Annotated in this window: 9 protein-coding genes; all 9 read left to right on the top strand. The window is 50.8% G+C overall.

Features of this window, described 5'->3' with window-relative positions; all coding sequences use genetic code 11:
• The coding region (tuf, locus tag BZG14_RS07560; protein ID WP_077608410.1) for an elongation factor Tu at positions 1-1,088 on the top strand (1,088 nt) is incomplete at its 5' end.
• A 226-nt stretch (positions 1,089-1,314) separates the two neighbouring features.
• Complete coding sequence (gene secE, locus BZG14_RS07555; RefSeq protein ID WP_025674747.1) at positions 1,315-1,686, top strand: preprotein translocase subunit SecE; 372 nt, start codon at positions 1,315-1,317, stop codon at positions 1,684-1,686.
• A gap of 11 nt (positions 1,687-1,697) precedes the next feature.
• Entirely contained in the window at positions 1,698-2,243 is a 546-nt protein-coding gene (gene nusG, locus BZG14_RS07550; protein WP_025744447.1) for a transcription termination/antitermination protein NusG, read from the top strand.
• Between the two features lie 122 nt (positions 2,244-2,365).
• Entirely contained in the window at positions 2,366-2,794 is a 429-nt protein-coding gene (rplK, locus tag BZG14_RS07545; RefSeq protein WP_046074509.1) for a 50S ribosomal protein L11, read from the top strand.
• 4 nt (positions 2,795-2,798) lie between these two features.
• Complete coding sequence (gene rplA / locus BZG14_RS07540; protein WP_077486507.1) at positions 2,799-3,503, top strand: 50S ribosomal protein L1; 705 nt, start codon at positions 2,799-2,801, stop codon at positions 3,501-3,503.
• Positions 3,504-3,731: 228 nt separating this feature from the next.
• Positions 3,732-4,220: a 50S ribosomal protein L10 gene (gene rplJ, locus BZG14_RS07535; protein ID WP_069361561.1), complete on the top strand. Its 489-nt coding sequence runs from the start codon at positions 3,732-3,734 to the stop codon at positions 4,218-4,220.
• A 57-nt stretch (positions 4,221-4,277) separates the two neighbouring features.
• Positions 4,278-4,646, top strand: coding sequence for a 50S ribosomal protein L7/L12 (rplL, locus tag BZG14_RS07530; protein WP_069361560.1), 369 nt, complete (start codon positions 4,278-4,280; stop codon positions 4,644-4,646).
• 229 nt (positions 4,647-4,875) lie between these two features.
• Positions 4,876-8,901: a DNA-directed RNA polymerase subunit beta gene (gene rpoB / locus BZG14_RS07525; RefSeq protein ID WP_077608409.1), complete on the top strand. Its 4,026-nt coding sequence runs from the start codon at positions 4,876-4,878 to the stop codon at positions 8,899-8,901.
• A gap of 83 nt (positions 8,902-8,984) precedes the next feature.
• The gene (gene rpoC / locus BZG14_RS07520; RefSeq protein ID WP_069361558.1) at positions 8,985-13,199 is read left to right on the top strand and encodes a DNA-directed RNA polymerase subunit beta'; all 4,215 of its coding nucleotides are present in this window, start codon (positions 8,985-8,987) and stop codon (positions 13,197-13,199) included.
• Positions 13,200-13,234 lie beyond the last annotated feature (35 nt).

Raw genomic sequence — 13,234 nt, 5'->3', positions numbered from 1 at the left:
GTACGGTACTTGCAAAAGTACACGGCGGTGCTGCTCGTGACTTCGCGTCAATCGATAACGCACCAGAAGAGCGTGATCGTGGTATCACCATCGCAACGTCTCACGTTGAGTACGATACACCGACTCGCCACTACGCACACGTTGACTGCCCAGGACACGCTGACTATGTGAAAAACATGATCACCGGTGCGGCGCAGATGGACGGTGGTATCCTGGTTGTTGCGGCAACTGATGGCCCAATGCCACAGACGCGTGAGCACATCCTACTTGGCCGTCAGGTTGGTATTCCAAACATCATCGTGTTCATGAACAAATGTGACATGGTTGATGACGAAGAGCTGCTTGAGCTGGTTGAAATGGAAGTTCGTGAGCTACTTTCAGAGTATGACTTCCCAGGTGACGACTGCCCAGTTATTCAAGGTTCTGCACTGGGTGCATTGAACGGTGAAGAGCAGTGGGAGCAGAAGATTGTTGAACTAGCAGAAGCGCTAGATTCTTACATCCCAGAGCCAGAGCGTGCGATCGACAAGCCGTTCATCCTGCCAATCGAAGACGTCTTCTCAATCCAAGGCCGCGGTACGGTTGTAACCGGTCGTGTTGAGCAAGGCATCATCACTGTAGGTGACGACGTTGAAATCGTGGGCATGAAAGACACCGCGAAGACCACCTGTACCGGTGTTGAGATGTTCCGTAAGCTTCTAGACGAAGGCCGTGCGGGTGAGAACGTTGGTGTTCTTCTGCGTGGTACTAAGCGTGACGAAGTTGAGCGTGGCCAAGTACTGGCGAAGCCGGGTTCAATCACGCCGCACACTAAGTTCGAGTCAGAAGTTTACGTGCTGGGCAAAGACGAAGGTGGCCGTCATACGCCGTTCTTCAAAGGCTATCGTCCACAGTTCTACTTCCGTACTACTGACGTGACCGGTACTATCGAGCTGCCAGAAGGCGTTGAGATGGTAATGCCTGGTGACAACATCAAGATGGTTGTAACGCTCATCGCACCTATCGCGATGGACGAAGGTCTACGTTTCGCTATCCGTGAAGGTGGCCGTACTGTAGGCGCTGGTGTTGTTGCTAACATCATTGAATAATGATTTGACGAAACACTAGTAAAAAGGGCATCATTTGATGCCCTTTTTCTGCGTTTGACGCTCCTGCTGGTGTGAATTTAGCCAGTAGTTGTTAGCAAGCGCAGAGTTTAGTGATCGTATCGAGCTTTATTGAGGCGTTATGATCACCATGTGCCTTTGCCAAACACTGATTGTGGATGGCTGAAAAGGCACTGCCGTCTATGTAGACTTGTTACAGGTAGAATGTATGAAAGCGAACGCTGAGACCCAATCCGGTTCGATGGACATCCTTAAATGGGGTGTTGTTTTTGTCCTATTGGCCGCAGCCGTGATAGGGAATAGCCTGTACAGTGACGTGTCTGTGGTAGTGCGAGCTGCTGCTGTGGTGGTACTGGTTGCCGCTGCCGGTGGTGTTGCTGCACTCACGATGAAAGGAAAAGCTGCGATCACGTTTGCACGCGAATCGCGTATGGAAGTGCGTAAAGTGATTTGGCCGACCCGCCAAGAGACTTTACAGACATCTCTCATCGTTCTGGCTGTTACTGTCGTTATGGCGCTCATCTTGTGGGGCGTTGACGGAATCATGGTCCGTCTAGTCCGCCTAATCACTGGCGTGTGAGGTAAAAGTACATGAGCGAAGCTCCCAAAAAACGTTGGTATGTGGTCCAGGCTTTCTCTGGTTTTGAAAGCCGTGTAGCGCAGTCATTGCGCGAACATATCAAAATGCACGAAATGGAAGACTATTTCGGGGAAGTCTTGGTGCCAACCGAAGAAGTGGTTGAAATGCGCCAGGGGCAACGTCGCAAGAGCGAGCGTAAATTCTTCCCAGGTTATGTGCTCGTCCAAATGGTGATGAACGATGAGTCGTGGCACCTAGTACGTGGTGTGCCACGTGTGATGGGCTTTATCGGCGGCACCTCTGATCGCCCAGCTCCAATTTCTGATAAAGAAGCGGACTCTATTCTCAATCGCCTTGAAAAAGCGAGTGAGTCTCCGGTTCACAAAACCGTGTTTGAAGCCGGCGAAGTGGTGCGTGTCACAGAAGGGCCGTTTGCAGACTTTAACGGTGTTGTCGAGCAAGTGGACTATGACAAGAACCGCCTTAAGGTGTCTGTCTCAATCTTTGGTCGTGCAACCCCAGTTGAGCTTGAGTTTGGCCAGGTAGAAAAAACCTGATCAAAAAAGCATCATCAACGGTTGGCAAGGGCGCGAAATTTGACTATAATTTCGCRCCCTTTTGTTAAACGGGGAGTTTATCGCAAGATAGACGTCAGTACCCAAAATAAGGTAATTGAATAATGGCAAAGAAAGTAGAAGCTTACATCAAGCTGCAAGTTGCAGCGGGTGCAGCTAACCCATCGCCACCGGTTGGTCCTGCTCTGGGTCAACACGGTGTGAACATCATGGAGTTCTGTAAAGCGTTTAACGCGAAGACCGAATCTATCGAGAAAGGTCTACCAACTCCTGTTGTTATCACTGTATACAGTGACCGTTCTTTCACCTTCGTAACCAAGACTCCACCAGCGGCGATTCTTCTTAAGAAAGCGGCAGGCGTGAAATCTGGTTCAGGTCGTCCGAACACTGAAAAAGTGGGTACCGTGACTGACGCGCAGATCCAAGAGATCGCAGAAACCAAAGCGGCAGACATGACCGGTGCGGACATCGAAGCGATGAAACGCTCCATTGCGGGTACTGCCCGTTCAATGGGCCTGAACGTAGAGGGTTAAGACAATGGCTAAAATGACTAAGCGCATGCGCGTAATTCGCGAAAAAGTTGATGTGACCAAAGACTACGACATCAACGAAGCCGTTGCTCTACTGAAGGAACTGGCGACTGCAAATTTCGTTGAAAGTGTTGACGTTTCTGTCAACCTTGGCATCGATGCTCGTAAATCAGACCAAAACGTTCGTGGCGCGACCGTACTGCCTAACGGTACAGGCCGTGACATCCGTGTTGCGGTGTTCACACAAGGTGCGAACGCTGACGCGGCGAAAGAAGCCGGTGCGGATATCGTCGGTATGGAAGATCTTGCTGAACAAGTGAAGAAAGGCGAAATGAACTTTGACGTCGTTGTCGCTTCACCAGACGCAATGCGCGTTGTTGGTCAGCTAGGTACCATCCTAGGCCCACGTGGTCTGATGCCAAACCCGAAAGTGGGTACGGTCACCCCTAACGTTGCTGAAGCGGTTAAAAACGCGAAAGCAGGTCAGGTTCGTTATCGTAACGACAAGAATGGCATCATTCATACCACTATCGGTAAAGTAGACTTTGACGCGAACAGCCTGAAAGAAAACCTGGAAGCGCTGTTGGTGGCGCTGAAGAAGGCGAAGCCAACTTCAGCTAAAGGTACTTACATCAAGAAAGTTAGCCTTTCTACAACCATGGGTGCTGGTGTTTCTCTTGACCAAAACTCTTTGGAAGCAAGCGTTAACTAATTGCGACAAGCGAGAGAGTCGTTTATACTCTCTCGCTTGACAATTTTATGGCTGAGTTTGCTTCGGCAAACTTCGTCCAAGACCGTAGGCGTTCATTACGAACTTAATCTTCCTACGTAGACGGTGCCAGAACATGATAGATTTCTCGTCTTTCTTGGATCTGCACCGTACAAGCTCTCTCTGCAAAGCTGTAGAGAGTGGTGTTAAACAATCCAGGAGCAAATCCAAATGGCTTTAAACCTTCAAGACAAAAAAGCAATTGTTGCTGAAGTCAACGAAGCTGCCAGTGGAGCCCTGTCTGCAGTAGTTGCTGATTCTCGCGGTGTCGCGGTGGACGCAATGACTTCTCTACGTAAACAAGCGCGTGAAGCGGGCGTTTACATGAAAGTTGTGCGTAACACTCTGGCTCGCCGTGCAGTTGAAGGCACTGAGTATGAGTGTCTGCAAGACACTTTTGTTGGCCCAACTCTGATTGCGTTTTCTAACGAGCACCCAGGTGCCGCTGCGCGTCTTTTCAAAGACTTCGCAAAAGAAAACAAAGAGTTTGAGGTTAAATCTGCTGCATACGAAGGCGCGATCACTGACCCAGAGGTACTGGCGACACTGCCAACGTACGACGAAGCAATTGCACGCCTAATGATGGGCTTGAAAGAAGCTTCTGCCGGCAAGCTGGTTCGTACTATCGCCGCTGTTCGCGATCAAAAAGACGCGGCCTAATCGCCCGTTTAATTTGGTTGCTTAATCCTTTTATTGTTGACTTTAAAGAGAATTGTTATGTCTATCACTAACGAGCAAATCCTAGACGCCATTGCAGACATGTCTGTAATGCAAGTTGTTGAGCTTATCGAAGCTATGGAAGAAAAATTCGGCGTATCAGCGGCAGCAGCCGTTGTTGCTGGCGGTGCGGCTGAAGGCGCAGCGGTTGAAGAGCAAACCGAATTTGACGTTATCCTAACTGAAGCGGGTGCGAACAAAGTAGCCGTTATCAAAGCGGTACGTGGCGCAACGGGTCTAGGCCTGAAAGAAGCGAAAGCGCTTGTTGACGGCGCACCAGCACCTCTGAAAGAAGGTGTTGAGAAAGAAGAAGCTGACGCGCTTAAAGCGCAGCTAGAAGAAGCTGGTGCTTCTGTTGAAGTTAAGTAATTTATACTTAATTTCCTAGCCTGAAAAGGCATTGGCTGGTGGCTAAAAAGCCACCGGCCTTTTTGCGCTGTAGGGCAGTAGTGAAATTTTCACCCCGTTTTATCACTGCTGACCATGCAAAAAAAATCAAAGCAAGCGCTTTGATTTTCCTACACTAAACGGTGGTTGTTTAGTCACTGTCCCTTGTACTGGACAGTTTGGGTCACTTATCAGCGAGCTGAGGAACCCTATGGTTTACTCTTATACCGAGAAAAAGCGTATCCGTAAGGATTTTGGTAAGCGTCCGCAAGTTCTGGACGTGCCATACTTGCTGTCGATCCAGCTTGAATCTTTTAAGAACTTTATCGAGCAGGATCCAGAAGGGCAATACGGTCTTGAAGCTGCCTTTCGCTCTGTCTTTCCAATTCAGAGCTACAACGGCAATTCCGAGCTGCAATACGTTAGCTATCGTCTCGGTGAGCCAGTTTTCGATGTCAAAGAATGCCAAATTCGCGGCGTAACCTATTCGGCCCCACTACGCGTCAAACTGCGCTTGGTGATGTTTGATAAGGATGCCCCGGCTGGTACCGTTAAAGACATCAAAGAACAAGAAGTCTATATGGGCGAAATTCCGCTCATGACTGAAAATGGTACCTTTGTCATCAATGGTACTGAGAGGGTTATCGTATCCCAGCTGCACCGTAGTCCGGGCGTCTTTTTCGACAGCGATAAGGGTAAAACCCATTCCTCAGGAAAAGTGCTATATAACGCACGCGTGATCCCATACCGTGGTTCATGGTTGGATTTCGAATTCGATCCTAAGGATATCGTATACGTTCGTATCGATCGTCGTCGTAAGCTACCAGCTTCGATTATTCTGCGTGCGCTGGAATACACCACTGAAGAGATTTTGGACCTGTTCTTCGAAAAAGTTGTTTTCGAAGTTAAAGGTAAATCTCTAGTGATGGAATTGGTACCTGATCGCCTACGTGGTGAAACCGCGAGCTTTGATATCGAAGCGGATGGCAAAGTCTACGTGGAGCAGGGTCGTCGAATCACTGCGCGTCATATCCGTCAGTTGACGAAAGATAACGTTGATCACATCGAAGTACCAGTTGAGTACATTGCGGGCAAGATCTCTGCACGTGAGTACGTCAATCAGGACACTGGCGAAGTGATTGTCTCGGCTAACCAAGAGGTCAGCCTGGAGACACTGGCGCAGTTGTCGCAAGCAGGTCATAAACGTATCGAAACCCTGTTTACCAATGATCTGGACCATGGCCCGTACATGTCAGATACCTTGCGTATCGACAACACCACGGACCGTCTGACGGCGCTAGTTGAAATCTATCGCATGATGCGTCCTGGCGAGCCACCAACGCGTGAAGCTGCCGAGCAACTGTTTGAGAGTCTGTTCTTCTCCGAAGACCGCTATGATTTATCATCTGTGGGTCGTATGAAGTTCAACAGCTCGTTGGGTCGTGACGATCTCACTGGACCTGGCGTACTGAGCAAAGAAGACATCATTGAGGTGATGCGTAAACTCATCCATATCCGTAACGGTATTGGCGAAGTGGACGATATTGATCACCTCGGTAACCGCCGTATTCGCTCTGTGGGTGAAATGGCAGAAAACCAGTTCCGTGTGGGCTTGGTACGTGTAGAGCGTGCAGTAAAAGAGCGTTTGAGCTTGGGCGATCTCGATAACGTGATGCCACAAGACTTGATTAACGCCAAGCCTATCTCTGCGGCGGTGAAAGAGTTCTTTGGTTCGTCTCAGCTGTCACAGTTTATGGATCAAAACAACCCATTGTCTGAGGTCACGCACAAGCGTCGTATCTCTGCCTTGGGTCCAGGTGGTCTGACACGTGAGCGTGCTGGTTTCGAAGTGCGTGACGTACACGCAACGCACTATGGTCGTCTATGTCCGATCGAAACACCGGAAGGGCCGAACATCGGTCTGATTAACTCACTGTCTGCGTTTGCGCGCTGCAACGCTTATGGCTTCCTGGAAACACCTTACCGTAAAGTGGTTGACGGTAAAGTGACGGACCAAATTGATTATCTGTCGGCGATTGAAGAAGGCCATTATGTTATCGCGCAGGCTAACGCTGCGTTGAACGAAGATGGGTCTTTCACCGATGAGCTGATCACCGCGCGTGAAACGGGTGAGTCAGGTTTGCACCCACGCGACCATGTTCAGTATATGGACGTTGCGACTAACCAGGTCGTTTCCGTGGCTGCGTCGCTGATCCCATTCCTTGAGCATGATGATGCGAACCGTGCCTTGATGGGTGCGAACATGCAACGTCAAGCTGTACCAACATTGCGTGCGCAAAAGCCGCTAGTGGGTACGGGTATCGAGCGTAATGTAGCGGTTGACTCAGGGGTGACCGCGGTAGCCAAACGTGGCGGTACCATTCAGTCGGTTGACGCCTCACGTATTGTGGTGAAAGTGAATGAAGATGAATTGGTACCAGGCGAAGCCGGTATCGACATCTACAGCTTGATCAAATACACACGTTCTAACCAGAACACCTGTATTAACCAGCGTCCAACCGTGATGCCGGGCCACGAAGTGGCAAAAGGTGACGTACTGGCTGACGGCCCATCGACTGACTTGGGCGAGCTAGCACTAGGTCAGAACATGCGTATCGCGTTTATGCCGTGGAACGGTTACAACTTTGAGGATTCCATCCTTATTTCTGAGCGAGTGGCTCAGGAAGACCGTTTGACCACTATCCACATCCAAGAGCTGTCTTGTGTGGCGCGTGACACCAAGCTGGGTAGCGAAGAAATCACCGCGGATATTCCAAACGTGGGTGAAGCGGCGCTGTCTAAGCTGGATGAGTCAGGGGTTGTGTATATCGGTGCCGAAGTGAAAGGCGGCGATATCATGGTCGGCAAAGTGACGCCAAAAGGCGAAACGCAACTGACACCAGAAGAGAAGCTGCTGCGTGCCATTTTCGGTGAAAAAGCGTCTGACGTGAAAGACTCGTCACTGCGTGTACCGAATGGTGTGTCTGGTACGGTTATCGATGTACAAGTCTTTACTCGCGATGGCGTAGAAAAAGACAAGCGTGCACTCGAAATCGAAGAAATGCAGTTAAAAGAAGCCAAAAAAGACCTGACCGAGGAGTTCTCTATCCTTGAAGGCGGTCTGATGGCACGTGTTCGCACACTGCTTTCTCAAGCCGGTTATACCGACAACCAGCTCGACGGCATGGATCGTCAGACCATGTTAACGCAAACGCTGGATGATGAAGCACAGCAAACCCAGCTTGAGCAATTGGCTGAGCAATACGACGAAATCAAAGCCGACTTTGATAAGAAATTCGATACCAAGCGTCGCAAGATCACTCAAGGTGATGACCTTGCCCCAGGCGTGTTGAAGATTGTAAAAGTCTACCTTGCGGTGAAACGTCGCATTCAGCCAGGCGATAAGATGGCCGGTCGTCACGGTAACAAAGGTGTTATCTCTAAGATCRACCCGATCGAAGATATGCCTTACGATGAGTCAGGCGAGCCTGTTGACTTGGTACTGAACCCATTGGGTGTACCTTCGCGGATGAACATCGGTCAGATCCTAGAAACGCACTTGGGTCTGGCGGCGAAAGGTATTGGTGACAAGATCAACCGCATGCTCAAAGAGCAGCAGGAACTGGCGAAATTCCGTGAGTTCTTGCAGAAGGTCTATGATCTGGGTGAGACCCGTCAGGAAGTGGACATCAGTAAACTGACTGACGAGGAAGTTCGCACGTTGATCAATAACCTGCGTGATGGTCTGCCAACCGCGTCTCCTGTCTTTGATGGTGCGCCTGAGCCGGTTGTCAAAGAGCTATTGAAACTGGGTGATTTGCCAGAGTCAGGTCAGCTTGACCTTTACGATGGCCGCACAGGTGAGAAGTTTGAGCGTCCAGTAACCGTGGGTTACATGTACATGCTGAAACTGAACCACCTTGTTGACGACAAGATGCACGCCCGTTCAACAGGCTCTTACAGCTTGGTCACGCAGCAGCCGCTGGGTGGTAAGGCACAGTTCGGTGGTCAGCGCTTCGGTGAGATGGAAGTATGGGCACTGGAAGCATACGGTGCTGCCTATACCCTGCAAGAAATGCTTACCGTGAAGTCGGATGACGTTAATGGCCGTACCAAGATGTATAAAAACATCGTGGATGGCGACCATCGTATGGAGCCGGGCATGCCGGAATCTTTCAACGTATTGCTGAAAGAAATCCGCTCGTTGGGTATCAACATCGAGCTGGAAGACGAGTAAGCCACGCGCTACTCTCTCCGGTAAGAATATGAAGGCGCTGCCTGTCAGCGCCTTTATGGGTCAACTCCTCACAGGAGCCGATTGTGAAAGACTTACTTAAGTTTCTGAAAGCACAACATAAGACCGAAGAATTTGATTCGATCAAAATCGGTCTTGCCTCACCTGACATGATTCGCTCATGGTCGTTTGGTGAGGTGAAAAAGCCAGAAACCATTAACTACCGTACCTTTAAGCCTGAACGTGACGGTTTGTTCTGTGCACGTATCTTTGGCCCGGTCAAAGACTATGAGTGTCTTTGCGGTAAGTACAAGCGCCTCAAGCACCGCGGCGTCATTTGTGAAAAATGTGGCGTTGAAGTTACTCAGACCAAAGTACGCCGTGAGCGTATGGGTCACATTGAGCTGGCTTCYCCTGTTGCCCACATTTGGTTCCTGAAGTCGCTGCCATCGCGCATCGGCTTGCTGATGGACATGCCACTGCGTGACATCGAGCGTGTGCTTTACTTTGAGTCGTATATTGTGATTGAACCCGGCATGACCAACCTCGAGCGTGGTCAGATGATGTCTGAGGAACAATACCTAGACGCACTCGAAGAGTGGGGCGACGAATTTGACGCGCGCATGGGCGCTGAAGCAGTCAAAGCACTGCTGGCGAACATGGATCTGTCGGTTGAGACAGAACAAATGCGTGAGCAGCTCGAAGAGACCAATTCTGAGACCAAGCGTAAGAAGATCACCAAGCGTTTGAAGCTGGTTGAATCCTTCTTGCAATCAGGTAACAACCCTGAATGGATGATCCTGACCGTGCTGCCTGTGTTGCCGCCGGATCTACGTCCATTGGTGCCGTTGGATGGTGGCCGCTTTGCGACATCAGATCTTAACGACCTGTATCGCCGCGTGATCAACCGTAACAACCGTTTGAAGCGCCTGCTTGATCTTGCGGCCCCAGACATCATCGTGCGCAACGAAAAGCGCATGCTGCAAGAGTCTGTGGATGCAATGCTGGATAACGGCCGTCGTGGCCGAGCGATCACCGGTTCGAACAAGCGTCCGCTGAAATCGCTGGCTGACATGATCAAAGGTAAGCAGGGTCGTTTCCGTCAGAACCTGCTGGGTAAACGTGTTGATTATTCTGGCCGTTCGGTGATTACCGTGGGTCCATACTTGCGTCTGCATCAGTGTGGTCTGCCAAAGAAAATGGCACTCGAGCTGTTTAAGCCGTTTATCTACGGCAAGCTTGAGACCCGTGGTCTGGCGACCACCATCAAAGCCGCCAAGAAGATGGTTGAGCGCGAAGAAGCTGTGGTATGGGATATCTTGGATGAAGTCATCCGTGAACACCCTGTCCTGCTGAACCGTGCACCAACGCTTCACCGTTTGGGTATCCAAGCGTTTGAACCTGTGCTTATCGAAGGTAAAGCGATTCAGCTACACCCATTGGTGTGTGCGGCCTATAACGCTGACTTCGATGGTGACCAGATGGCTGTTCACGTACCGCTGACGCTGGAAGCCCAGCTCGAAGCGCGTGCGTTGATGATGTCGACCAACAACATCCTATCGCCAGCATCCGGTGATCCTATCATCGTACCGTCTCAGGACGTGGTACTGGGTCTTTACTACATGACCCGTGAGAAGGTGAACGGTAAAGGCGAAGGCATGTACTTGGCTGGTCCAGGTGAAGCTGAAAAAGTTTACCGTACCGGTCATGCTGAACTGCATAGCCGTGTAAAAGTGCGCATCAAGCAAATCGATATCGATGAGATGGGCGCTCGCACTGAGAAAGTAGAGCTAGTCGATACCACAGTTGGCCGTGCCATGCTGTGGACCATCGTGCCGGAAGGCCTGTCATTTGACTTGGTTAACCAGCCGCTAGGCAAAAAGCAAATCTCTAACTTGCTCAACACCTGTTACCGTAAGTTGGGTCTGAAAGATACGGTTATCTTTGCTGACCAAATCATGTACACAGGTTTTGCTTACTCAGCGCTATCGGGCACCTCTGTCGGTATCGACGACATGGTGATCCCACAAGCGAAATACGATCTGATTGAAGCGGCTGAGAGTGAAGTTGCGGAAATCCAAGAGCAATTCCAGTCGGGTCTGGTGACCGCTGGTGAGCGCTATAACAAAGTGATCGATATTTGGGCGGCGGCGAACGAGCAAGTCGCGAAAGCCATGATGGATAATCTGTCTAACGAGACAGTGATTAACCGTGACGGTGAAGAAGAGACGCAAAGCTCGTTCAACAGCGTATACATGATGGCCGATTCAGGCGCACGTGGTTCTGCTGCACAGATCCGTCAGCTCGCTGGTATGCGTGGTCTGATGGCGAAACCGGATGGTTCGATCATCGAAACGCCAATCACCGCGAACTTCCGTGAAGGTCTGAACGTACTTCAGTACTTTATTTCCACGCACGGTGCGCGTAAAGGTCTCGCGGATACCGCATTGAAGACGGCGAACTCAGGTTACCTGACGCGTCGTCTGGTTGACGTTGCCCAAGACGTGGTAGTGACCGAAACCGATTGTGGTACCGAAGGCGGTATCCACATGATGGCGGTTATCGAAGGCGGTGACGTAAAAGAAGCGCTGCGTGAGCGTGTGCTGGGCCGTGTGGTGGCCGAAGATGTGCTCAAGCCGGGTACAGAAGAAGTGCTGGCACCACGCAATACTCTGTTGGACGAGAAATGGTGTGACATCCTTGAGCACCACTCTGTCGACAAGGTCAAAGTGCGCTCTGTCGTGACCTGTGAAACTGACTTTGGTTGCTGTGCGAACTGTTACGGGCGTGACTTGGCACGTGGTCACTTGGTTAACCACGGTGAATCTGTGGGCGTTATCGCCGCTCAGTCTATCGGTGAGCCAGGTACCCAGCTGACCATGCGTACCTTCCACATCGGTGGTGCGGCATCGCGTGCAGCAGCAGAAAATAACATCCAGGTGAAGAACAAAGGTTCTATGCACCTACACAATGCCAAGTCTGTGACCAACAGCGATGGTAAGCTAGTGATTACCTCGCGTGCCACAGAAATGACCATTGTGGATGAGTTTGGCCGTACCAAAGAGAGCTACAAAGTCCCTTACGGTGCCATGCTTGGTAAGCAAGACGGTGAAGCCGTTGAAGCCGGCGACGTGGTGGCTAACTGGGACCCACACACCATGCCAATCATCACTGAGGTAGAAGGTAGTCTTCGCTTCGTGGATATGATTGATGGTGCGACTATGCAGCGTCAAACGGACGAGCTAACTGGTCTGTCTTCTATTGTGGTTATGGATGCGTCTGAGCGCCCATCATCCGGTAAAGACAAGCGTCCTGCAGTGAAGTTGGTGGATGCTCAAGGCAACGACGTGATGGTACCTGGCACTGATATGCCGGTTCAGTACTTCTTGCCAGGTAAAGCGATTGTTCAACTGGACGATGGTGCAAGCGTTGGTATTGGTGACACCCTTGCTCGTATCCCGCAAGAAAGCGGCGGTACCAAGGATATTACTGGTGGTCTACCACGTGTTGCTGACCTGTTTGAAGCACGTAAGCCAAAAGAGCCTGCTATCTTGGCAGAGATCACAGGTACTGTTTCCTTCGGTAAAGAAACCAAAGGTAAGCGCCGCCTGATTATCACGCCAGAAGAGGGTAAAGCTTACGAAGAGATGATTCCAAAATGGCGTCAGCTCAACGTATTCGAAGGTGAAAAAGTCGAGAAAGGTGATGTGATCGCAGACGGTCCTGAATCACCACACGACATTCTGCGCTTGCGTGGCATTCACGCGGTAGCAGAATACATCACTAACGAAGTCCAAGACGTTTACCGTCTGCAGGGCGTTAAGATCAACGATAAGCACATCGAGACCATCGTGCGTCAGATGTTGCGTAAGGTGACCATTAAGTCTGCCGGTGATACGGAGTTCTTGGAAGGCGAGCAGGTGGAATACTCACGTGTGATGATTGCTAACCGCGATCTGGAAGCGGAAGGCAAGCAGCCGGCGACCTTTGGTCGTGATCTGCTGGGTATCACCAAAGCCTCGTTGGCGACTGAGTCATTCATCTCAGCGGCATCGTTCCAGGAAACGACGCGCGTGCTGACTGAAGCAGCCGTGGCCGGTAAGCGTGATGACTTGCGTGGTCTGAAAGAGAACGTGATTGTGGGTCGTCTGATCCCAGCCGGTACTGGCTTCGCGTATCACAAAGATCGCCAAGCGAAACGTGCCGAGCCAGAGCAGCCTGTGGCACCACAGGTCGATGCTGAGCAAGCCTCGCAAGACCTTGCTGCACTGCTAAATGCAGGTCTGAACGACGACAGCTAAGCGTGGAAGCGTTGATAACATCAACGCCCACAGCG

Origin of the sequence: Salinivibrio sp. IB282, assembly GCF_001995685.1 — a bacterium.
Classification (GTDB): domain Bacteria; phylum Pseudomonadota; class Gammaproteobacteria; order Enterobacterales; family Vibrionaceae; genus Salinivibrio; species Salinivibrio kushneri.
This window is presented reverse-complemented; position numbering and strand designations above follow the sequence as displayed.